The sequence below is a fragment of the Pseudomonas sp. 9.1(2019) genome (genome assembly GCF_009910445.1).
In the GTDB taxonomy this organism is placed as follows: Bacteria; Pseudomonadota; Gammaproteobacteria; order Pseudomonadales; family Pseudomonadaceae; genus Aquipseudomonas; species Aquipseudomonas paraversuta.
Genome location: NZ_VBWF01000006.1, coordinates 463,553 through 482,366, shown reverse-complemented (window position 1 = coordinate 482,366; position 18,814 = coordinate 463,553). Strand labels below are relative to the sequence as shown.

Sequence of the window (18,814 nt, the reverse complement as noted above, 5' to 3'; positions counted from 1 at the left end):
CCCGGGCGCTGCCCTACGGGGCAAGTGCAGCCTGGGACAACCCTTTCGGATCAAGGCCGGACGCATGTTCCTTGCGCCACACCACCTGGCCGCCGACAACGGTCATCAGCACTTGATTGCGCGCCAGCTCCTGCTCGGGCACTTGCATGAAGTTTTTGTCCAGTACGATCAGGTCGGCGAATTTTCCCACCTCGAGCGAACCCAGGACCTTGTCCAGATTCAACTGTTGAGCGGCGTTGAAAGTAATGGCGCGAATCACCTCGGCGCGGGACAGCGCCGGCTCGGCGTTTAGCTTGCCCGCGTATTCGGGACCGAAACTGTGGGGGTTCAGCGGATCACCCGAGCGGGTGACCCCGACCTTGAGTGCCAGGAACGGATCGAGAGGGTCCACCGGCCAGTCACTGCCGTAAGCAATACGCCCGCCGGCATTATGGATACTGCCGAAGGGCTCCATGCGTTCCAGACGCTCGGGGCCCAGATGATCGCCGGTACTGTCGAGCACCGACGGCGACTGCTGGGCCCACTGCAAAGACATGGTGGCCGTCACGTCGAGCGCCTTGAAACGCGGGTAGTCCGCAGGATCCACCGTCTCGGCGTGGGCGATAGCGGGCCTGAAAGCATTGCCCGGCAACTGCTGGCGCACGTACTGGAGACTGTTCAGAGCCTCACGTACGGCGCGCTCGCCAGTGGCATGCAAGTGCGGGTCGAGGCCGGCCCGGGCCGCCTGCAACAGTAAGGGGTCGAGCACTTGCCTGGGGAAGTACAGTTCCCCCAGGTTTTTGCCGGGAGTCCATTCTGGTGCCGTATCGGAGCCGGCGTTATGCAAGTAAGGGGTCAGCAAGGCACCGGTGTCTGCGGGAGCGTTGATGATGCCATCCATGAACAGTTTGACATGACGCAGGCTCACCCCCGGCGTCACTTTGGTTTCACCCTGATCGTAGGCTGCAGCCAGTGACTTGACCCCGGCGATGGTTTTGACCGGGTCTGCAGCTGCAGCATGGGGGTCCAGCCTGATCGCCAGCAATGCCCGGGCGGTCAGCTCCCCCGAGTGCTGCAAGGTGGTAAAGGCTTTGCCATTTTCAGCGCCGGAGTAGGCATCCATAAAGCTGGTGATACCTTGCTCACGCATGGCATCGAGCGCTGCGCGGATCTGCTTGAGCTTTTGTGCGTCAGTGACGGGGGGCACCACCGAAGCGACCATATTGGCAGCACCGTCTTCACAAATACCGGTCGGGTTGCCGGCCTTATCCCTGACGAACTTGCCATCTGCCGGGTTGGCCGTGTCCCGGTCGACCCCGGCCAGAGCCAGGCCACGGGAGTTGCTGAGCACCGTATGAAAGTCGGAGGAGCGCACCTGAATCGGGCGTTTGGTGTCGAGGGCATCCAGGGTCGATTTATCGGGATCGCCGTCAAGACCGACCATTGCCATTCGATCCCAGCTGCCGACTTCCAGCCACACATCGGGCCCCTTGTCCGCGCTGGCATCCAGGCACGCCTGGATCGCCGCCTGGAACATCGGGCGAGTCAGGGGCTGGTATTTCAAGTCACACAAGGTCAGGGCGCGCCCCCCATCCCCGGGGTGCATATGAGCATCGATAAAGCCCGGCATCAGCATGCGTCCCGCCAGATCGATCACCTGGGTCTGTTGGCCGATATACGAACTGACCCCCGCATCGTTACCCACATAAACGATCTTTCCACCTGCAACGGCGATCGCTTGCTGTACCGAGTCCTGGCCATCAACGGTGTACACCTGACCGTTGCGCATCACCATGTCTGCCGGAGCAGTACTGCGGGTCTGACAGCCCACCAGTGCCAGAGTGGCAACAGCCATGAACAAGCCGGAAAACTTCAAGTGCCTCACCTCTGTTTTTATTGTGGGGTGCGAATCAGCTGCCACGCCCCGTGACAGGCAGGGCCCACCCTATAGAACGCAGAAACATTTCGAACCTCCACAAATGAGGAGGGTGAGGTCATGGGCTGCTGACAGCCACCGCCGGATTCAATCCAAGTGCCGCACCCAGTTCGACCTTGCTTTTAACCCCCAGCTGCAGATAGCTGTTGCGCAGATAGGTACGGACCGTCGCGGGGCTCAGCACCAGGATTCTGGCTATTTCCTTATAGGAATGACCTGCTGCGAACAGCAAGGCGACGGTTCGCTCCCGGGGCGCCAGTACCGAGGCCCGCGACGGCGCTGCAAGGGACAGAATGACGTGCTCTGCGTGGGGGCTCAGGGTCAGTACCGAGCGGCCAAGGCGGATCACCGAGGGTGCCTGCTGCAGTTGCCTGCTTACCTGAGCGGGCAACACTGACCCTCTCCATCCGGGAAATTCACGCTCGATCACTGCACACAGGCGTGCTCCCACGTAATGCAAACTGCCGTCCAGGCGCGCAACGGCAAAATCACTCAGCCTGTCCTGGCTGTCGAAGCGGATCAGGTCTTGCACCTGAAAGCGCCACAGTTGCAGTAAATGCTCACAGAAGGCTGAAAACAGACTGCGCTCCATGGCGCAGAAAGCCGCGGCGGATGAACCACGGTACAGACAGACAAAAAACATCAAGCCGCTTTCGGGCAATTCAAAGCTGATACACATCACATGAAACAGATCATGGCGCCGCGCAAAGGCATCGACTTGCGCGCAGGGATCGGTAAAACCGCTTTCACATATGACCTTACCGGGTTGACTCAATGTGTCGCGGGAAAAGCTGTCACTGCCTGCGCCCTTGTGCCATTCGCCGGCAAACGACTCGGGCAGGTCTATGCGCCCGTGCATCCAGGTTTGCGGAGGTACATCGAGGGCTGAGGTCGACATCTCGCCCCACCATGCACTGGCAAAAGGCACCACCTGGCGAAATGCCTGCAGGCCCTCTTGCATGAAGTGAGAACCGCCGCGGGTCCGGGCAAGTCGCCCCAGCTCAAGCAGGCAACTGTTGAACGCCAGGAGCCTGGTCATTTCCTGCTTGCTGCGCGTATCCATCGCTGAAATCCCAAGGGTTAGGTAGCCTTTTTCGACCTGCCCCCTGCAGGAGCGAGCTTGTCTCGCGGTGATTGTTAACGTCGAGACCATCGCGAGGCAAGCTCGCTCCTGCACAGCGGGTCAGCTTCTGAACAAGCTCCACAAGAACGCCAACATCTCAACACGCAGTAAAACCCGCAGGAGCGAGCTCATGGTTGCAGCATTGAAAAAAAGCTCGCGAGCAAGCTCGCTCCTACAGGCAGCCCACGCCCTGCAAGTAGCGATCAGCAAGGATCGGTCTGTTCCGCGGGCGCTGTGCTGTCCGCTGCCAGCAATGTCTGGATGTCGGAAAAAATGCTTTGCCACTCGTCTTCTGTCATCGCCAGAAAGCCGAAGCTGCGCAGCAGGAAAGCACCTTCAGAGGCCAGGAATGCCAGGCGGGCCCGACGTCCATCTGCTGTCTGCGGGTCTGCCAGATTCATCCGCGCCCGGTACCAGTCACGGGTTGGCTGGCGCAGCGAGTCGACCCCGAGCAACGCCGTCATCATGCCTGCCGCCCGGTCTGCCTGCATGCCATCGGTGGCACGGGTGGCTGCGGTGTGGGCAGCAATCAGCTGTATGCCCCCGGGCTCGTCCCCCGCCAGGCTGTGCACCTGATCATCGAACTCCAGGCTCCAGCGCTCATACATCGCCTGTATGAGGTTGTCCTTGGTGCCAAAACACGACTGCACCCCGCCTTTGCTGACTCCGGCAGCCTTGGCCACTTCGCCTATGGTCAGGCTGGCGATGCCCCCCTCGCGCACCAGCGCCTCTGCAGCGTCAAGCAGCTGGTTGCGATCAATAACGGAAGGTCTGGCCATTTGAAAATTCCCGAATTAGAATACGATCGTATTGTAATCAGTGGGCGTCACTCTTGATAGGCCCATCATGACCAATATTTGAACAGGATTTAACGGTGAAACCATGATGCATTCACAACGCTGGCTGATCCTGGCGATCATTTCCAGCGCCCTGTTTTTGATCGTTATCGACATGACCGTGCTCTATACCGCACTGCCGACTTTGACCCGGGAGCTGCAGGCATCGGCTTCGGAAAAGCTCTGGATCGTCAATTCCTACGCGCTGGTGGTGTCCGGCCTGCTGCTGGGTATGGGCACCCTGAGTGACCGCCTTGGCCATAAACGGCTGTTTATCGCTGGCCTGGCGATCTTCGGGGTGGCTTCGCTGTGCGCGGCATTCTCGCCCACGCCCGGGTGGTTGATCGCTGCCCGCTCGTTACTGGCGGTGGGGGCTGCGGTCATGATGCCTGCGACCCTCTCCATCATCCGCATGACCTTCACCGATGAGCGCGAGCGTTCGATGGCGATCGGTATCTGGGCCGCCGTGGCGTCAGGCGGTGCCGCATTCGGCCCGGTGCTCGGTGGCGCGTTGCTGGAATACTTCTGGTGGGGCTCGGTGTTTCTGATCAATGTGCCCATCGTGCTGGTCGCGCTGGTACTGGGCGTGATGTTGATTCCCGGGCACCCGGGCAACAGTAAAAAACGCTGGGATTTGTGGGGCTCGGTCCAGGTCATGATCGGCCTGATCGGTATCGCCTATGCCATTAAAGAGCTGGGTAAACGCGCTCCGTCGTTTGCTACGGCGGCGGTTGTGTTCGCGATTGGCCTGGCGTTCATGGTTTGGTTCGTTCGTCGTCAGCGCCATAAAGCCCAACCGATGATCGACTTCAAGATCTTCAACAACCCCGGGTTCACCGCCGCAGTGGCCTCGGCGATGGTTGCCACCACCGCGCTGATTGGTATGGAGCTGGTGTTCACCCAGCGTTTACAGCTGGTGATGGGCCTGTCGCCACTGCAGGCCGGGTTGTTTATTTTGCCTCTGCCGCTGGCCTCATTTGTCTCCGGGCCATTGACCGGGCACTGGCTGCAGCGCGTCGGTAGCCAGCGGATGCTGTTCTGGGCGCTGCTGGTATCGAGCATCGGCATGGCCGCTTACCTGCTGCTGTACAACGCCAATATCGGGGCACAAATCGCCAGCCTGATCGTGCTGGGACTGGGGCTGGGGGCAACCATGACCGCCGCCTCAAGCACCATCATGAACAGTGCCTCCCAGGATCAGGCAGGGATGGCGGCCTCTATCGAGGAAGTGTCATTCGAATTGGGCGGCGCAATTGGTGTGACCCTGATGGGCAGCATCCTGTCGGCGGTCTACGCGGCCAGCATGGTGATTCCGGCCGGGATGCAGGTGCCGGCCATGGTCAGCGACAGTCTGGACGAAGCCCTGATCACGGCCGAGGCCATGACCACAGAATCGGCTGCCACCCTTACGGCACTGGCCCGGGCTGCGTTTGACCAGGGGTTTGTTGCGGTACTGGCGGTATCCGCGCTGTTGCTGTTGGTGGCCGCCATTGTGGTGCGCCTGAAAACCACGGATCAGGTGCCAGTGAAGGCTTAGCCAGCCTTCACTCCTGTTGTTGGGGCCACCTTGCCGGGCTTTGAATCGCGGACAGATTTGCCGATGACACAAATCTGTCCGCGACCTTTAATCATCTGGCGCCGTGCCTGGAATATGGGTGCTGGACAGCGAATTGGCCCAATTTGATAGTAACCAGCTGTTTTTACGAGATTTTTTTCAATTAGTGCTTCCCATATGAAACAAATGTTGGTAAATTTCCGCGCATTGTTGAAGCGGGCCAAAAACAAGGTTCGCAACGACGGTAACCATCCTCTCGATGCCACTCGCAATGAGTGACCTCACAAGAGATCGATGGGCAGTAAATGCAGTTGATACAGGGGCGTCGCCAAGCGGTAAGGCAGCAGGTTTTGATCCTGCCATGCGTTGGTTCAAATCCAGCCGCCCCTGCCATTTACTTGATTCATCCACGTGTAATTCAGCCGTCAGGCGCTACACGTTTAAAAACCTCCCCCCCCTTTTGATTTTCCGTTTCAAGCCGCCAGTCATCCCTGCGCGAAGCATAAACCGGTGCTTGCCGTTGCATATGGCGCGGGCCGCTAACCCCCCGGGGTGTCTATATCGGCGTCATGCCGGGGTTTGGGCTCGGGTTCGGATTTGAAATTCGGGCTGTACGGATTTTCTTCAGCTTCGGCGTTGGGCCTGGGTTTGTTTGGCACCTTTTGCGGACCTGCCGGATCGAGGGCCGGCCCGGACGGGTCCGGGGCAGCGGAGTCGGGTTCTGCACCCTTGCTTGCGGCACCCTGAGCAGTTGATCGCGGTACTTCTGGCACGTTAGTACCCATATCCACCTCCACATCTTTGGCTTGATCTTCATGACTCAAGGAATTGGAGCCCTGCCCTGCCCGATCGTGCTGGCGAATCGACGAGCGGGCAAACGTCGACTCTCGCGGGTGATACTCGGTGCCAATGGCGCCCGCCAGCAGCGCCCCCGTCCGGTCAGCCGGCGCGGATTTCCCCCAGAAAGCGGTAGATCCGGTCATCCATGGAATGGGCCACGTTGAAGCGGATCCAGGGCACGACACGGCCATCGGGCATGAACAACTGCCCCGGGGCAAAGAGGATTTTTTCATCCCTGGCCTGCATCGCCAGAGCTGTGGAGTCTTCGATCTGCGGGTGCCGCGCCCACAGGAACAAGCCTGCATAGGGCTCGACATAGGGCTCCATGCCAACACTGCGCAAACGCCGGCCAACCACCTCGTGGGCCTCGGCCAGACGGCTTTGCAGCTGTTTGACGTGTTTGCGATGGCGTCCCTGCAGCAGCACTTCGAGGGCCAGCTCTTCGGTGATTTGCGAGGTGGTCAGGCCACTGACCAGTTTCAGCGGCAGCAACTCGTCGATCAGCTCCTGGCGGGCAGCGATGAAGCCCACCCGCAATGCGGGCGCTATGGTCTTGGAAAAGCTGGCGATATAAATCACCCGCGACAGCTGATCCATACCTGCCAATGCCTGCTGGCCGCTCGGGTCCAGGTCGGCATAGATGTCGTTTTCGACAATCAGGAAATCATGCTTGTGCGCCAGTAGCAGCAAGCGATGGGCGATGGCCAACGACAGGCTGGTACCGGTGGGACATTGCAGGCGGGTGTTGGTGAAAAACACCTTGGGCCGGTGCTGCACGATCAGTTGTTCAAGCTGTTCCAGGTCGATGCCGTCACGGGTGCGCGGCACACCCAGCAGCCTGGCGCCTTGCAAATGCAGATTGAAAAACAGGTTGTGATAGCCCGGCTCGTCAACCAGCACCGGGTCGCCCCGCTGCACCAGGTAACGCACCACCAGATCCAGTGCATGACTGGCGCCGCCGGTCAGGATGATTTGTTCGGGGTGGGCCGCGATCCGGCTGTCGGCCAGTTTCTCCACCAGCCTGGCGCGCAGTTTCGCGCTGCCTTTGGCAATGCCGTAACCGGAAAAATCCCCGGGCGCGCTTCGGGCCAGCACCCGCAGGCTACGTTGCAGGCCATCGTCGTCCGCCCACTGTTCAGGCAGCAGACCGACCCCGGGACGCACCTCGGTACCCATCGGCTGGAAGGCCCGCTGCAATAACAGGTAAGCGTCGAAATCGAACTCACCGTGCGCATCCACATCCGCAGCCTCTGCCGGCGCCGCGCAAATAACGCTGTCCGCCAGTTCGCGCACGAAGAAACCGGCATTGGGCACCGCTTTCAACAAGCCCGCTGCCACCAGCCGGTCATAGGCCTCGACAACGGTGAAGTGGCTGACCTTATGGGATTGCGAGAGCTTGCGGATCGAGGGCAACTTGCTGCCCGGGCGTAACTGTTGCTGTTTGATCGCCAGACTGATGCCAGCAACGATCTGGCTAACCAGCGGCGCCTGCGAAGCGGAATCCAGGAACATCATGAGAACGTCCGTACAAGCAAGGTTTGGGCAGGCTGGTGTACTGGTAAAAAGACCATAACAGTGATGCCGTCATAAGGCCTGTTGTGTGTCTGGTCGCCAGCAGGGCACTACGTCAGGATCGGGGCATGGCCGATCGATTTATCGGCAGAACATACCACGAACCTGGAACCGCCATGCACGATACCCCCCTGCAAATCGACCGCAGCCAGATCAGCGCACAAGAGTGGCAAACCCGTTGTGACCTGGCAGCGCTCTACCGCCTGCTCGCGCATTTGCGCATGACCGATCTGATCGACACCCACATCTCCGCCAGGGTTCCAGGTGAACACGGCCACTTCCTGATCAATTGCTATGGGGTGCTGTTCCACGAAATGCGCGCCTCGGATCTGATCAAAATCGATCATCAAGGCAATGTCCTCGATCCCTGGCGCGGGGCCGACAGTGTCAACCGTGCCGGCTTCAATATTCATTCGGCGATCCATGGGGCGCGCCCGGATATCGATTGCGTGGTGCACACCCATACCTCGGCAGGTATCGCCGTATCCGCCCAGGAAAACGGCTTGTTGCCAATCAGCCAGCATGCCCTGAAGTTCTACCGGCGCCTGGCTTACCATGATTATGAAGGCATCTCTTTGAACCCCGATGAACGCGCCAGGCTGGTGGCCGATCTGGGACCGCACATGGCGATGATCCTGCGCAACCACGGGCTGCTGGCGGCCGGACGCAGCATCGCTGAAGCCTTCAACCAGATCTACTTCCTGGAACGCGCTTGCCAGGCCCAGGTGCAGGCACTGGCCGGTGGACAGGCATTGCGCTTGCCCTCAGAGGCCGTATGCGAATTGACCGCGCAACAGTCCGATGACGAAATCGACCAGCAGCTGCACCAACTTGCCTGGACCTCGGCCCTGCGTCTCATCGCCGGTGACCCGGTGGATTATCGCACCTGAGCGGCGAGCGCCAGACACCGCCATTGATTCTTCTACATCTGCCAAAACCAACAATCCTAGAGGTAGACATGAAAAGCAAAGCCATTGGAACCCTGTTGCTCGCCGTCGTGGCGTCGAGTGCCATGGCCAGCGAAATAACCGTGATTTCGTTCGGCGGCGTCAGCAAGGATGTGCAGTCGCAAGCCTTCTACAAACCCTTTGAAAAAGCCACCGGCAACCAACTGATAGCCGGGGAATACAACGGCGAAATGGGCCGGATCAAGGTCATGGTCGATACCGACAGCGTCAACTGGGACGTGGTTCAGGTCGAAGCACCGGAACTGATTCGCGGTTGCGATGAAGGCATGTTCGAGCCACTGGATGCCGCGCAACTGGGCAAGGCCGAAGACTTCGTGCCCGGCACATTCTCGGAATGCGGTGCCGGCTTGCTGGTCTGGTCCATGGCTATGGCTTACAACAGCGACAAACTGAGTGCTGCGCCCACTGGCTGGAAGGATTTCTGGGATGTGCAGAAGTTTCCCGGCAAGCGCAGCCTGCGCAAAGGAGCCAAGTACACCCTGGAAATCGCCTTGATGGCCGATGGCGTCGACTATGCCGATATCTATAAAGTACTTGGCAGCAAAGAAGGTGTGGATCGCGCATTCCGCAAACTGGATCAGATCAAGTCCCAGCTTCAATGGTGGGAAGCAGGCGCGCAGCCAATGCAGTTCCTGGCCAGCGGTGATGTGGTCATGAGCACCGCCTTCAATGGTCGCGTGTTCTCGGCCCAGGAATCCGGAGCCCCGGTCAAGATCGTCTGGAACGGCAGCATCTATGCCATCGACTCCTGGGCTATCCCAAAAGGCAGCAAGAACAAAGCCGTCGCGGAGCAGTTCATCAGTTTCTCCTTGCGCCCGGAAAACCAGAAGATCCATACCGCGACCCTGGGTTATGGTTCGACCAGTCTGCATACCGCAGCCCTGCTTGATCCCGCCCTGGCAGCACGCCTGAACACCTCCCCGTCAAACCTGGCGCAGGCAATGCCCATGAACAATGGATTCTGGGTCGATCATGGCGAAGAGCTGGAACAGCGCTTCAACGCCTGGGTGGCTAAAACCCACTGATCCCGCGCCGCTGCCCCGCCAGCTCCGGCATGCCGGTCAAACGGCAGAGCGGAGTTCCAAAGCCAGGCATCTGATCGACCCGGGAAAGGGCCGGTCAGACTGGCAATATCCACTGCAGCGCGGGGATGAACCGATCCCCTAAACAGCACAGCTTGCCCAAGCAGGTGTAGTCAGTAGCCCTACGCTATGTTGAGGCATGCCAAGTGTTATCTCCACGTTGACGAGCAGACAACACAGGGCAGTTACTGCCTGCGCACCCGCGGGATAACCTTAAACGTCTTTCAATATAAAAAGAGTCAATTAAAAAACATTAGATAATAAACATACAAGGGTATCTGTTGCGAGCCCCATCATTGCGGCATGGCATGATACCCAAGCACTTGCGAAGTAAAAATGTATCGCCAACTGCAGGCCAGGCCCTTGCGAAAGACAAGGCATTACGAAGCAAGAAAAATGGTCGGGCAGTAGGCGCGCGCAGGCCTGACAGATTCAAAAATCCTGGAGTGGTGTACAACCTGCAGGGTATAGCGTTATACAAGCGTCGCTATAGAGTAGAGGTATTTTTAATACCGCTAATTCATCTGTAGGACTGGAGAGAGGGACGGATAAGCAATCCATATCCCGCTGCAATAAGGACGCCCCATAGAGTGGATAGTTTGAAGGGCGCCCATTGAATGGATAGTTTGAGTTACACAGGGAAAGCAGCGCCTGATGCCGCTGTTTCCACCTCGCTGCCAGGTCAAGGTTTTGCTATTGATCTAACTCGTCTTTTTATTGCCCCTTGGAAGAGGCGCCTCAGGCTTCATTGCTGTACGACGAAGCGCACCGTCTGCGATGGGTAGCTTGACGGAAGGATTGGCCATACCACTTGGACTCATCTCGTGGGTCATTTCAAACTCGGCCCTGACCGACCATCCGCAGCCCTCAAACACGCATTGCAGATAGGCAATGCGCAAAAAAATATGTCGCCCTTCGCTAGTACGTATGCGCATTTTGTTGGAACAATGGGGGCAAACCAGTTTATAGGCACTCATATTCAAAAATCCATATTGAAGAAATAATTATTGGTCGCGGCTGAAGCTCTAATTAGGAATCAAACTTATTGGTAATAACACACCTTGCTACCCCCCCACAGCAGTTCCCATCAACACACCTGCTAAACTGCACATGACTTTCCCGCCCCACGGAGCAAAATCCAGACACCCCATACCCTAGCCTCCAAACCACTTAGTTATTGATCACTTGATGACACCTGATCCGATTAAACATCGGCATTGACCGAAACAACCCGGAACTTGATTTTGCAAGTATCGCTTGATACGTTCAGCGCTATCCACACCACCACTAAACAACCATTTTAAATCGCGTACAGTCACCAAAGTTTGACGAAGCGCAACAAACCCGAAAACAACACTGACCATCCATCCAGAGCCAGGCACTACTGTAAAGAAATCCATCTTATAGAAATGAGTTTTTAGGAGTTTTCTTATTGTGTTTTTTGCAGTTTCGGCAGCATACATAACAAAAGGTATTTTATTTCGCTCGACACAACACTTCGCTTTAGTACTCACAGACTATTGAACCTCTACTTATAGCGTCCCTGCTATCCTTGTTGTGTAAGCACTGACCAACCATCTCGACGATAGTGCTTGTGCATGCGCTCGCGCTTGCTAAATACCGTGTAGTCCTTAGTAATATCAAAGCTACATGCCCAATTGAGATTATGTCAAGGAAGGAGCCCCAAATGGGTATTGAAAATAGAATTAGATTAGCAATCGAACTGAGTAACCTGTCGCTAAAGGATGCTGCGATGTTATGTGAAATCCCCTATAGCTCGCTACAAAATTGGGTCAGTGGCGCACGGGACCCGCGGTCAGATGCTTTGATATCTTTAGCGTCCCATTTGGGAGTATCGATTGACTGGCTACTCACCGGACAAGGCCCTATCCGGCGTACCCACACCCCGGAGAGCGCTGTGCTGGAGTCGCGCTTAAGTCCCGCAGAAGATTCTCTAATTACCCTGTTCCGCTCTGTAAATGAAGATGATCGTCTGCATATAAAAAACATTATTCTGGAGCGCAAACGCTTTCGAGAACTGGAACAGCGCATACATGATATCGATCGGCTGTTGTCTAACCACATAACCAGCAACTAACCCGGGTACAGATTGAATGTATTCATGCTGCAGGCCTGTCAATAGTGTATTGCGGCGCTTCAGTAATCAGGCGTTTTGAAACACCGGGAAAAGCAACGGATCTCGCTGCGCATCATGCTGGATTTTATCGCCCTCCTCGCAGCCGCTTGATGAGTTCAGGGAGGTCCGCTTGCCTCACCCAGACATTCACCTTGATCCCGATGGGAACCACAATCAAGGCACAACCGAATGCAGCACCTCCAGCGGTGAATACGGGAGCGATTTCCATGGCCATCGGTGCAAATATATAACCGGCCCCTGCTGATAAAAAAAGAGTGGTGAGACGCTGCCTGATACTGGAATTTCTTTTGCCGCTCATAATTAGCCAGGCTCCTAGCGCTGCACCAATCATGACTTCGATATCTATTCCCGATACTATGCATCCGCAGCACTTGTCACTGAGTTCAACCAGCTCCTTGAATGAAGACTCATCCATTATGAAATACTCCTGAGGCCAAATCTTTTCGAGACCATCTAAAGCTCGTAACTTTCTCGCAAACACCCAACATCCTGGATCGAACATTCTATTTTCAGACCCGGAGCACATTATTCAGGCGCACATTAATATCCCTCTTGAAACCTGTAAAACCAATAGAAAAAAGCATGCTTTAAAAGCCTGACCGGGGCAATGTTGCAAAACTGTAAAAGCGTCGACCACAAGAGCCTGACCGCCGGCCGGCAAAACTCACACCCGTGAAGAACGAGACCGGGCCAACGCGTCAGTACCCTGTGGGGATTGCTACTTCTTACACGATAGGCACGGGCACTATGCCTGTTTACCCCGCTGTCCAAAGAACGGACGCTTCTCGGCGTCGACATTAATAGCTGGCGCGCCTCCGGCAGTTCCTGCCCATGCCCATGAACCTCGAGCCGGCACCCGACTTTAGACAAATGCTGTGGGTTGGGCGCTCAACTCTAACTGCAGCCGAATCTTACGCAGTAACAAATTCCGGCGCTGATTGAGAGCCTGCCCGCCCCGCTAATCCCCCCCCAAATGTCCCGACATATTTGCCCCTTACGAAGTGCCCCCTCCAAACCCCGTGGCAATGGGAGTTGTACAGTCGCACTTTACAAATGCGATGTCTGACACAGGGCCCTGGCCAAGTGTATGGTCAATGACAACTCAGCAACACGAACTTCTTGTTAGCAGGCACCTGCCTGCCTTTAATTGAATGTATCGAATACACACCCCACAAACAGGCTTACTCAATCAACCTGTAACAGCCAGTGCTATTCAACAACTCGCCAGTACAGGTAGCCAAGGAATATCATCGTGAAATCCTATTTAACACTTACTACCCTAGCGTCACTTATGGCGATCGCCACAACTTCCCAAGCTCTGGAAAATTGCCCTGAAGTTTCAGAGATAGAACAAATCGCCCCCGGTATTTATCGCGCAAACGGGGAGCATGGAGAGTGGTCTGGCGTTCTCCAGGGCGTCGCGGCGAAAACAGCACCTGTGCAGTACTTCGAAATGGCGCTTGCCATTCAGGAGCAACAGCCCGCCCCCCAATACTTTCAGTACTGCACCTACGGCCTTGGCGATCAGGACCTGCTCGACCTGCGATTTCTGGCAAAAAATGAAAGTGACTTCAACATAAAAACTGAAGGCGACACCTGGAAAAAAGAGCACGGCCCTTTCGGTATCATCTACCACGTGTGCGAGAACACCGCACCGCAAGACTGCAAGTTCTCTCTCATTCAATAATGCAGTTTCAGCTGTTGCAGAGCCTGCAAAGTGGCAGCAAACCTGCCTGCTGAAGTGGCGAGCAGGTCTGCGGTGATTTAGCGGGCTCCCGGGCTTGAGTTCACTGCGCCGATCCGTCCTGCGGCGTGCCGGAACTGGCGGGCCTGGACAACTTAAGGCCCGGTACTGCCGCATAAAACATAAGAAGCTCCACACCGCGGTTGCCTGTCATGCCACGATGAACAATATCAACAGACTCTGCCATTACAGCACCTTGGGTAAACAATCGCTGCTTGCCAGTCGCTCGTATCTCTACCCTGAACTCACCCGATAATACGTATACCGCCATAGGGCAAGGATGGGTGTGCCAATCCATTATGGAGTTGGCCGGTATCCGGGTAATTGCCAGCGTTAACTCCGGCGTCCCCTCAGGATAAGCGATATAAGGCGTGCCCTCCCAGGACGAACTGGACCTGAGTAAAACTTCACTTGTTACCCCCTCTTTGGCAATCGTGGTACAGCAATCGAATATGGGCGGGATTGCTTCGCCCGTGTGAGATTTCTTCATGATTTTGATCCCGCGCGGATAAGAATGAAGTAGGGATCTGCCTTGCCAAGTCGCTAGATCCAGCTTTCTCAATAATGAGTAATTCTCACCGGCGGTAGCCTAGACCATGAATGTGGATCCGAGGCTAAATGATCAGGACGCCCCCGGGATCACGGCGGAACGCGAATCCGGGCCGTTAAATGTCCAGGCGCACTGTAGGGAGGGAGTGTCGTTTTTACAGTCGGAACCAGGCTGACGGGATGCATAGAGCCCGGCATAAAGGTCGGGCTTTTTAACTACACAAACCTCAGGCGGGAAACCCCAGGGAATCGCGCATCCGGTACCAACTGATTGCCAGTGCAGCCCCCAGTTGGCGGGCGGGGTACAGCGGCCGGTTTCCGAGCTCCATGCGCCTGATGGTGCACATGCCGGTCGGTCGTCGTATCCCCATGTACGGCTCATCGACGGCGCGCGCCCAGGGGTCGATGATTCGGACGGGGTTTAAATCAAGCACCGCCAAGGGTGAACGGCTAACTGAGAAGGCGGGGGTTTTGGCAACGCTCTTGAGCCACTGGCACTTCTCAGTTACGCATGGCCACTCTATTAATTCTTTACCCGAGAGGACGCCGCATTGGCTTTTTTTAGCCGTTCAATACGACTTTTTTTGGCGTAATCGTCACGGGCTTGTGCAGCACCCCCCACTGCTTGAATCCAGTCTCTGGTCGTGCAACCTGAAAGACTGGCAGTCAACATAAGGACGCCGGCAAGTAAAATCTTGAGTTTCATGGACACGCCCCCTACTCAGATACCGACAGCAGCAATAAACCTGTGGCCAGTTCCATATCACTGACACCCCGGGCAGATTCAGACGCCCGCAGCGCATTGATTGACGCCTCCAGGTAAGGGCCGCGGATAATACCATCGCTTGCCACAAAAGAACTCGCATCACCCAGTAATGACGTGTTCAGTTTGTTGTCCCTGGACGTGAGATAGGTTGTTCCTCCGGACGTACTGGAGATGAGTGTTTCAAGCCAAAAATCATTCATGGCCATTGCCGAACTGGAAAATGTTGCCAGTGCGCAAACCGTCATGACCTTAACCCATGCATTGCTCATGTAGACTCTCATCATTTAATAACCGTACACCGTTAATCTTCTGTCGCGCGGGCTAATTGCCGGCGAGCGTCATGCAGCTTTTCCCGGCATACTTTAATTCTGCCTGGCGCGCCCTCTTCCAACGCCTTTTCAAGTTGCTCACTTCTGTAAATAACCTCAGCCGCAGCGCTTGCCATTTTATTTTGATGACGATCAAGCGGATCGTCCTGACAGTACCGCTGCACGTTGCGCAAGGCTGTTTCCAGCCCCGACTGTTTATATCGATTACCGCTTAGTTTGGCCTGCTCCAACTGATAGAGTATTTCATCACGACGCTCTGCACAGGTACTGTCATTATGAGCCGCAGAGTAACCACTCATTAACAGGCAACCCAACCCAACGCCTAATGTCCATTGACTGACTAGTTTCTTACGCATCTTCAGGCCTCGGCACCACAACTTTAATTAAATACGCACATCTAACAGAGCCCACTCAGGGGGCTGAACATGGCTTTCAACAGTACTCAGGTAACTCCCCAGCGCCTTTCGCAAATGAGCACGGGAGAACTGTGTACTGCAACGGCTCGGGTTATCTGATGAATCGTGAGAGTGTGCATTATGGTTATGACGGGCACGGACTTTAACAATGCGCAGCGCTTCCATGACCATGGGCTGACACCTGCGCCTGGACAACGGAAAGTTTTCAAACAACCAATCGACAGGAACATACACGTGACCAAAACAGACCAGCGCAGGTGTGATCTTGCGCAGGGTTAATACAACCACTTCCTGTTCTTCGCCGCCGAATGTTGCAGCCACAAATAAAACCCCTTGTTTATTCACGGCCACTGAGCGTTCCCAGACAGCGCACCCGTCACAGTCTCCACTTTCAATATACAGCCAATCCAACTTTACCCCCTGGCAGCACGCTATATTCAGAACCGGCTTTAAACTACTTGTCGCCAGTTGCATGCCACCATCATAAAAGGCAGTTCTGTATAAGTCCTTAAGTGCGCATTACTCAACCTTACTCAGTCTTACCGGCCTCCCACGCGCCCTCCACGCCCCCGCCAGCTGCCGGCTCAAGGGCCATTCAGCCTGACTACATTGCTCCTGCCGGAGCCATGAAGGGACAGAGATTTCAATTCAGCTTCGCTGAAGCAGAGTGAGCAGCATCCCATGTTAATCAACGCCTGCTACTGGGTTGATTCCTCTATCGGCGCAGATCAGGTAAGCCCCTGCACACAGGTGCACGCTTCAAACAGCAGGTTTCGAACGATAGTAAAGAAACATACCAAGTGGGATGAACACAGCCAATGCGCCGCACAGTAGCCGAAAGCCTCCATCAAGCATAAACCAGCCGACAATGGCCGCAATTTCGCCAATAACCCAAGCGGTGACCCATTCAGCTGTTGAGTATTCACGAGGCACAGCAGGTGCTGCTTGCTTTTGTTTAGCTTTGTAGAAAGTAGAGCTGGAAATACCAGTGCCCGGAATACCAGTCGTGATCCGCGTACCGCGTTTACTTAGATTGGCTGTTGCACCTTTCACGCCTAGAGATGTGCTGACACCACTCTTGCTGATGTTGATCCGAACACCAGGAGCAATTTTGATGCTCTTCCTGATTCTGAGGGCCATGACTCACTTCCTTTACGAAAAAAACACTTTAGCATTAAAAGGCCGCTATCGAAATTCAGCTTAACTAGGCACAATCCTGACTGTAAACATAAATGGCAAGCCAGTGTCTGTACGGGGCCCAGACAGCGGCGCTTAGCCATAACACCTGACCAGGGCTAAGGAATAGTGAGACTGATGGCAATAGGCGACAGAATCAGAGCAGCAGCATCAACACCAAGAGATGATAAACAATGGCGCTATGGACTGCGCTACGCAATCATGCTTGATATTGAAGCATTCAAGGAGCGAGAAAGCTTTCGTAATCCCCTTTCCCATGAACAGCTTGATGCAATCGGCGCAAATGATCTTCTCGCATACAAATTCAGCCAGTCATCAGAAATAATGGACTTGATAGCTCCAATTGAGAGTCAGGATCCTGCCTGGATCGCTGCGATGGCAAACGAGTTTGCCAACTATCTTGCAGCCCGGGATAAAGAGCCAAATTGCGAGGCCCCCAACTTGCTTAAGGGAAAAGTTTTTGTAACAGAGTTAGGGATTTAAGTGACCGACCTCCCCAGTGCTTTACCTAAAAAACCAAGGGCTGGGGTTGCGCCATTTTCGGAGCGCTTGATTCAAACGGCACCAAATGAAAAAGGACCTCAATGAGGCCCTTGTGGATCAATTAATCTGCCGCTTGTTATGGAAGTTCCATATAGCCTATTCCATTTTTATCGGCAGATTTATATTGCTCTGGGGTCATTTTTTCTAAATTGCTCACTGCCTTTTCTCGGGCGGGCATGTAATCGCTGATCATCAGTTCCAGTTTCGACGGTTCACCACCATTCTCACCAGTAGCGAGGCGATGGGCTTTCAGTTCCTCTAATTTCTGCTTATGTTCAGCCAGTTCCACTCTGGCTCGTGCGAGATGTTTCGCCTGAGCTACTTTAGCTTCCGCCAGCTCTTTTTCAGCCTGTGCTTTGCTTATTGCGGCGGATAGGGCAATGACAGCATCAGCATCTTTACCATCCAAAGCTTTAGCCATGCCTGCACGGTCACTTCCGTAAGACGCCCGCACCACTGAAAGAGAACGATCAAACTCGTCCTTTTTTGCAATATCAATATTTTGACTGATGGAAGTCATCGAGGCTGCAAACTTGGCTTCTGTGGAGCCGTCAATTTTGTCACTGCCACCGCAAGCTGCGAGCAGGGCAAACGAGGAAGCCAGAAAAGTCATTTTGAACACGGTCATAAAACTACACATCCATGGAGCGCTATCGAAGGTATCGATGATGCCAAAGGAACCATAGATGTCAAGATGACATCACGCAAGACGCCCGTTCTAGAGCCTTTTATTACGATTTATAAGTCACGAACTGCTTTAGCTGACAGAGCGACGATCGAGAGGTTGTAAGCGACTGTTTGCCCTCCCCCCGTGGCTTCGCCCTACCTGATCCATTACAGGCCCAAGGCGCGAAAGCGCGAGCAGATAGCCGCCAAGGATCACTGGACCTCAGTCACCCCGAACTATCTGAGCAACGAGTTCAGCAAAGCCCGGGACGCTGCGCATGCGTATGACCATATCCCAGCAACCGAGCGGCCCACCTTTCATGAGATCCGCGCTTTAGGTGCCTGGCTATATGAGCAGCAGAACTTCTCGCAGGAATACATCCAGGCGCTGATGGGCCACGCGGACGCGAAGATGACCAAGCACTATCAGGATGGGCACACAGAGAAAGGTATCGAGTACCTGGAGGTGGGTGCTGATTTGGCGTTCTGAGGTGGGGGTTTTGCAAATCGCAGACAACAAAAAAGGGCCCACCTTTCGGTGAGCCCTTCTAGACC

The 18,814-nt window shown here is 55.4% G+C and carries 23 protein-coding genes and 1 tRNA gene; 8 read left to right on the top strand and 16 right to left on the bottom strand.

Annotation, left to right across the window (positions count from 1 at the left end; all coding sequences use genetic code 11):
- Nucleotides 1–13: 13 nt before the first annotated feature.
- The 3 genes from FEZ21_RS12010 to FEZ21_RS12000 form a co-directional block, all read right to left on the bottom strand.
- Nucleotides 14–1,855: an amidohydrolase gene (locus tag FEZ21_RS12010; protein ID WP_160627208.1), complete on the bottom strand. Its 1,842-nt coding sequence runs from the start codon at nt 1,853–1,855 to the stop codon at nt 14–16.
- 118 nt (nt 1,856–1,973) lie between these two features.
- Nucleotides 1,974–2,978, bottom strand: a complete 1,005-nt coding sequence (locus tag FEZ21_RS12005; protein ID WP_160627206.1) for a helix-turn-helix transcriptional regulator — start codon at nt 2,976–2,978, stop codon at nt 1,974–1,976.
- Nucleotides 2,979–3,241: 263 nt separating this feature from the next.
- Nucleotides 3,242–3,817 carry a TetR/AcrR family transcriptional regulator gene (locus tag FEZ21_RS12000; protein ID WP_010656122.1) on the bottom strand — a complete coding sequence of 192 codons (576 nt, stop codon included), beginning with the start codon at nt 3,815–3,817 and terminating at the stop codon, nt 3,242–3,244.
- 103 nt (nt 3,818–3,920) lie between these two features.
- Here FEZ21_RS12000 and FEZ21_RS11995 point away from each other — a divergent pair, with 103 nt between their 5' ends.
- Together FEZ21_RS11995 and FEZ21_RS11990 are read left to right on the top strand one after the other, a co-directional pair.
- Nucleotides 3,921–5,411, top strand: coding sequence for an MFS transporter (locus FEZ21_RS11995; protein WP_160627205.1), 1,491 nt, complete (start codon nt 3,921–3,923; stop codon nt 5,409–5,411).
- A 336-nt stretch (nt 5,412–5,747) separates the two neighbouring features.
- Nucleotides 5,748–5,822 (top strand) — tRNA-Gln (locus FEZ21_RS11990).
- Nucleotides 5,823–5,968: 146 nt separating this feature from the next.
- Here FEZ21_RS11990 and FEZ21_RS11985 read toward each other — a convergent pair.
- Both FEZ21_RS11985 and FEZ21_RS11980 read right to left on the bottom strand, forming a co-directional pair.
- Nucleotides 5,969–6,412 carry a hypothetical protein gene (locus tag FEZ21_RS11985; protein WP_160627203.1) on the bottom strand — a complete coding sequence of 148 codons (444 nt, stop codon included), beginning with the start codon at nt 6,410–6,412 and terminating at the stop codon, nt 5,969–5,971.
- Nucleotides 6,369–7,784 carry a PLP-dependent aminotransferase family protein gene (locus tag FEZ21_RS11980; RefSeq protein WP_160627202.1) on the bottom strand — a complete coding sequence of 472 codons (1,416 nt, stop codon included), beginning with the start codon at nt 7,782–7,784 and terminating at the stop codon, nt 6,369–6,371. The genes FEZ21_RS11985 and FEZ21_RS11980 overlap by 44 nt, the downstream gene beginning before the upstream one ends.
- A gap of 173 nt (nt 7,785–7,957) precedes the next feature.
- On the opposite strand from FEZ21_RS11980, the gene FEZ21_RS11975 reads away from it, so the two are divergent.
- Both FEZ21_RS11975 and FEZ21_RS11970 read left to right on the top strand, forming a co-directional pair.
- Nucleotides 7,958–8,731 (top strand): class II aldolase/adducin family protein, encoded by a 774-nt coding sequence (locus FEZ21_RS11975; protein ID WP_010656125.1) that lies wholly within the window; start codon nt 7,958–7,960, stop codon nt 8,729–8,731.
- A 68-nt stretch (nt 8,732–8,799) separates the two neighbouring features.
- On the top strand, nt 8,800–9,834 hold the full coding sequence (locus FEZ21_RS11970) for an ABC transporter substrate-binding protein (protein ID WP_160627200.1): 1,035 nt from the start codon (nt 8,800–8,802) through the stop codon (nt 9,832–9,834).
- A 758-nt stretch (nt 9,835–10,592) separates the two neighbouring features.
- Here the strand turns inward: FEZ21_RS11970 and FEZ21_RS11965 are convergent.
- Both FEZ21_RS11965 and FEZ21_RS11960 read right to left on the bottom strand, forming a co-directional pair.
- Nucleotides 10,593–10,868, bottom strand: coding sequence for an ogr/Delta-like zinc finger family protein (locus FEZ21_RS11965; protein ID WP_003447468.1), 276 nt, complete (start codon nt 10,866–10,868; stop codon nt 10,593–10,595).
- 204 nt (nt 10,869–11,072) lie between these two features.
- Nucleotides 11,073–11,405, bottom strand: a complete 333-nt coding sequence (locus tag FEZ21_RS11960; RefSeq protein ID WP_160627198.1) for a hypothetical protein — start codon at nt 11,403–11,405, stop codon at nt 11,073–11,075.
- A 173-nt stretch (nt 11,406–11,578) separates the two neighbouring features.
- On the opposite strand from FEZ21_RS11960, the gene FEZ21_RS11955 reads away from it, so the two are divergent.
- Nucleotides 11,579–11,989, top strand: coding sequence for a helix-turn-helix domain-containing protein (locus FEZ21_RS11955; protein WP_003447467.1), 411 nt, complete (start codon nt 11,579–11,581; stop codon nt 11,987–11,989).
- Nucleotides 11,990–12,113: 124 nt separating this feature from the next.
- On the opposite strand, the gene FEZ21_RS11950 is transcribed toward FEZ21_RS11955, so the two are convergent.
- Nucleotides 12,114–12,464 carry a putative holin gene (locus FEZ21_RS11950; RefSeq protein ID WP_160627196.1) on the bottom strand — a complete coding sequence of 117 codons (351 nt, stop codon included), beginning with the start codon at nt 12,462–12,464 and terminating at the stop codon, nt 12,114–12,116.
- 837 nt (nt 12,465–13,301) lie between these two features.
- On the opposite strand from FEZ21_RS11950, the gene FEZ21_RS11945 reads away from it, so the two are divergent.
- A complete protein-coding gene (locus FEZ21_RS11945) occupies nt 13,302–13,736 on the top strand; it encodes a DUF3757 domain-containing protein (protein WP_010656129.1) in 435 nt (144 codons plus the stop codon).
- Between the two features lie 100 nt (nt 13,737–13,836).
- Here the strand turns inward: FEZ21_RS11945 and FEZ21_RS11940 are convergent, their stop codons facing one another.
- The 7 genes from FEZ21_RS11940 to FEZ21_RS11910 all read right to left on the bottom strand — a co-directional run bounded on the left by FEZ21_RS11940 (nt 13,837) and on the right by FEZ21_RS11910 (nt 16,993).
- Nucleotides 13,837–14,283: a cupin domain-containing protein gene (locus FEZ21_RS11940; protein ID WP_160627194.1), complete on the bottom strand. Its 447-nt coding sequence runs from the start codon at nt 14,281–14,283 to the stop codon at nt 13,837–13,839.
- Nucleotides 14,284–14,569: 286 nt separating this feature from the next.
- Nucleotides 14,570–14,713 carry a hypothetical protein gene (locus tag FEZ21_RS11935; RefSeq protein ID WP_160627192.1) on the bottom strand — a complete coding sequence of 48 codons (144 nt, stop codon included), beginning with the start codon at nt 14,711–14,713 and terminating at the stop codon, nt 14,570–14,572.
- A gap of 152 nt (nt 14,714–14,865) precedes the next feature.
- On the bottom strand, nt 14,866–15,048 hold the full coding sequence (locus FEZ21_RS11930) for a hypothetical protein (RefSeq protein WP_081481301.1): 183 nt from the start codon (nt 15,046–15,048) through the stop codon (nt 14,866–14,868).
- Nucleotides 15,049–15,059: 11 nt separating this feature from the next.
- Entirely contained in the window at nt 15,060–15,377 is a 318-nt protein-coding gene (locus FEZ21_RS11925; RefSeq protein WP_160627190.1) for a DUF2388 domain-containing protein, read from the bottom strand.
- A gap of 32 nt (nt 15,378–15,409) precedes the next feature.
- Nucleotides 15,410–15,793 (bottom strand): DUF1090 domain-containing protein, encoded by a 384-nt coding sequence (locus FEZ21_RS11920; RefSeq protein WP_003447462.1) that lies wholly within the window; start codon nt 15,791–15,793, stop codon nt 15,410–15,412.
- Nucleotides 15,794–15,820: 27 nt separating this feature from the next.
- Nucleotides 15,821–16,204 carry a hypothetical protein gene (locus FEZ21_RS11915; RefSeq protein ID WP_160627188.1) on the bottom strand — a complete coding sequence of 128 codons (384 nt, stop codon included), beginning with the start codon at nt 16,202–16,204 and terminating at the stop codon, nt 15,821–15,823.
- Between the two features lie 408 nt (nt 16,205–16,612).
- A complete protein-coding gene (locus FEZ21_RS11910; RefSeq protein WP_010656132.1) occupies nt 16,613–16,993 on the bottom strand; it encodes a DUF4236 domain-containing protein in 381 nt (126 codons plus the stop codon).
- Nucleotides 16,994–17,167: 174 nt separating this feature from the next.
- Here FEZ21_RS11910 and FEZ21_RS11905 point away from each other — a divergent pair, with 174 nt between their 5' ends.
- Nucleotides 17,168–17,533 carry a hypothetical protein gene (locus tag FEZ21_RS11905; protein ID WP_003447460.1) on the top strand — a complete coding sequence of 122 codons (366 nt, stop codon included), beginning with the start codon at nt 17,168–17,170 and terminating at the stop codon, nt 17,531–17,533.
- Between the two features lie 136 nt (nt 17,534–17,669).
- On the opposite strand, the gene FEZ21_RS11900 is transcribed toward FEZ21_RS11905, so the two are convergent.
- Nucleotides 17,670–18,221, bottom strand: a complete 552-nt coding sequence (locus FEZ21_RS11900; RefSeq protein ID WP_127196761.1) for a hypothetical protein — start codon at nt 18,219–18,221, stop codon at nt 17,670–17,672.
- 183 nt (nt 18,222–18,404) lie between these two features.
- On the opposite strand from FEZ21_RS11900, the gene FEZ21_RS11895 reads away from it, so the two are divergent.
- A complete protein-coding gene (locus FEZ21_RS11895) occupies nt 18,405–18,749 on the top strand; it encodes a tyrosine-type recombinase/integrase (RefSeq protein WP_373683730.1) in 345 nt (114 codons plus the stop codon).
- Nucleotides 18,750–18,814: the final 65 nt, after the last annotated feature.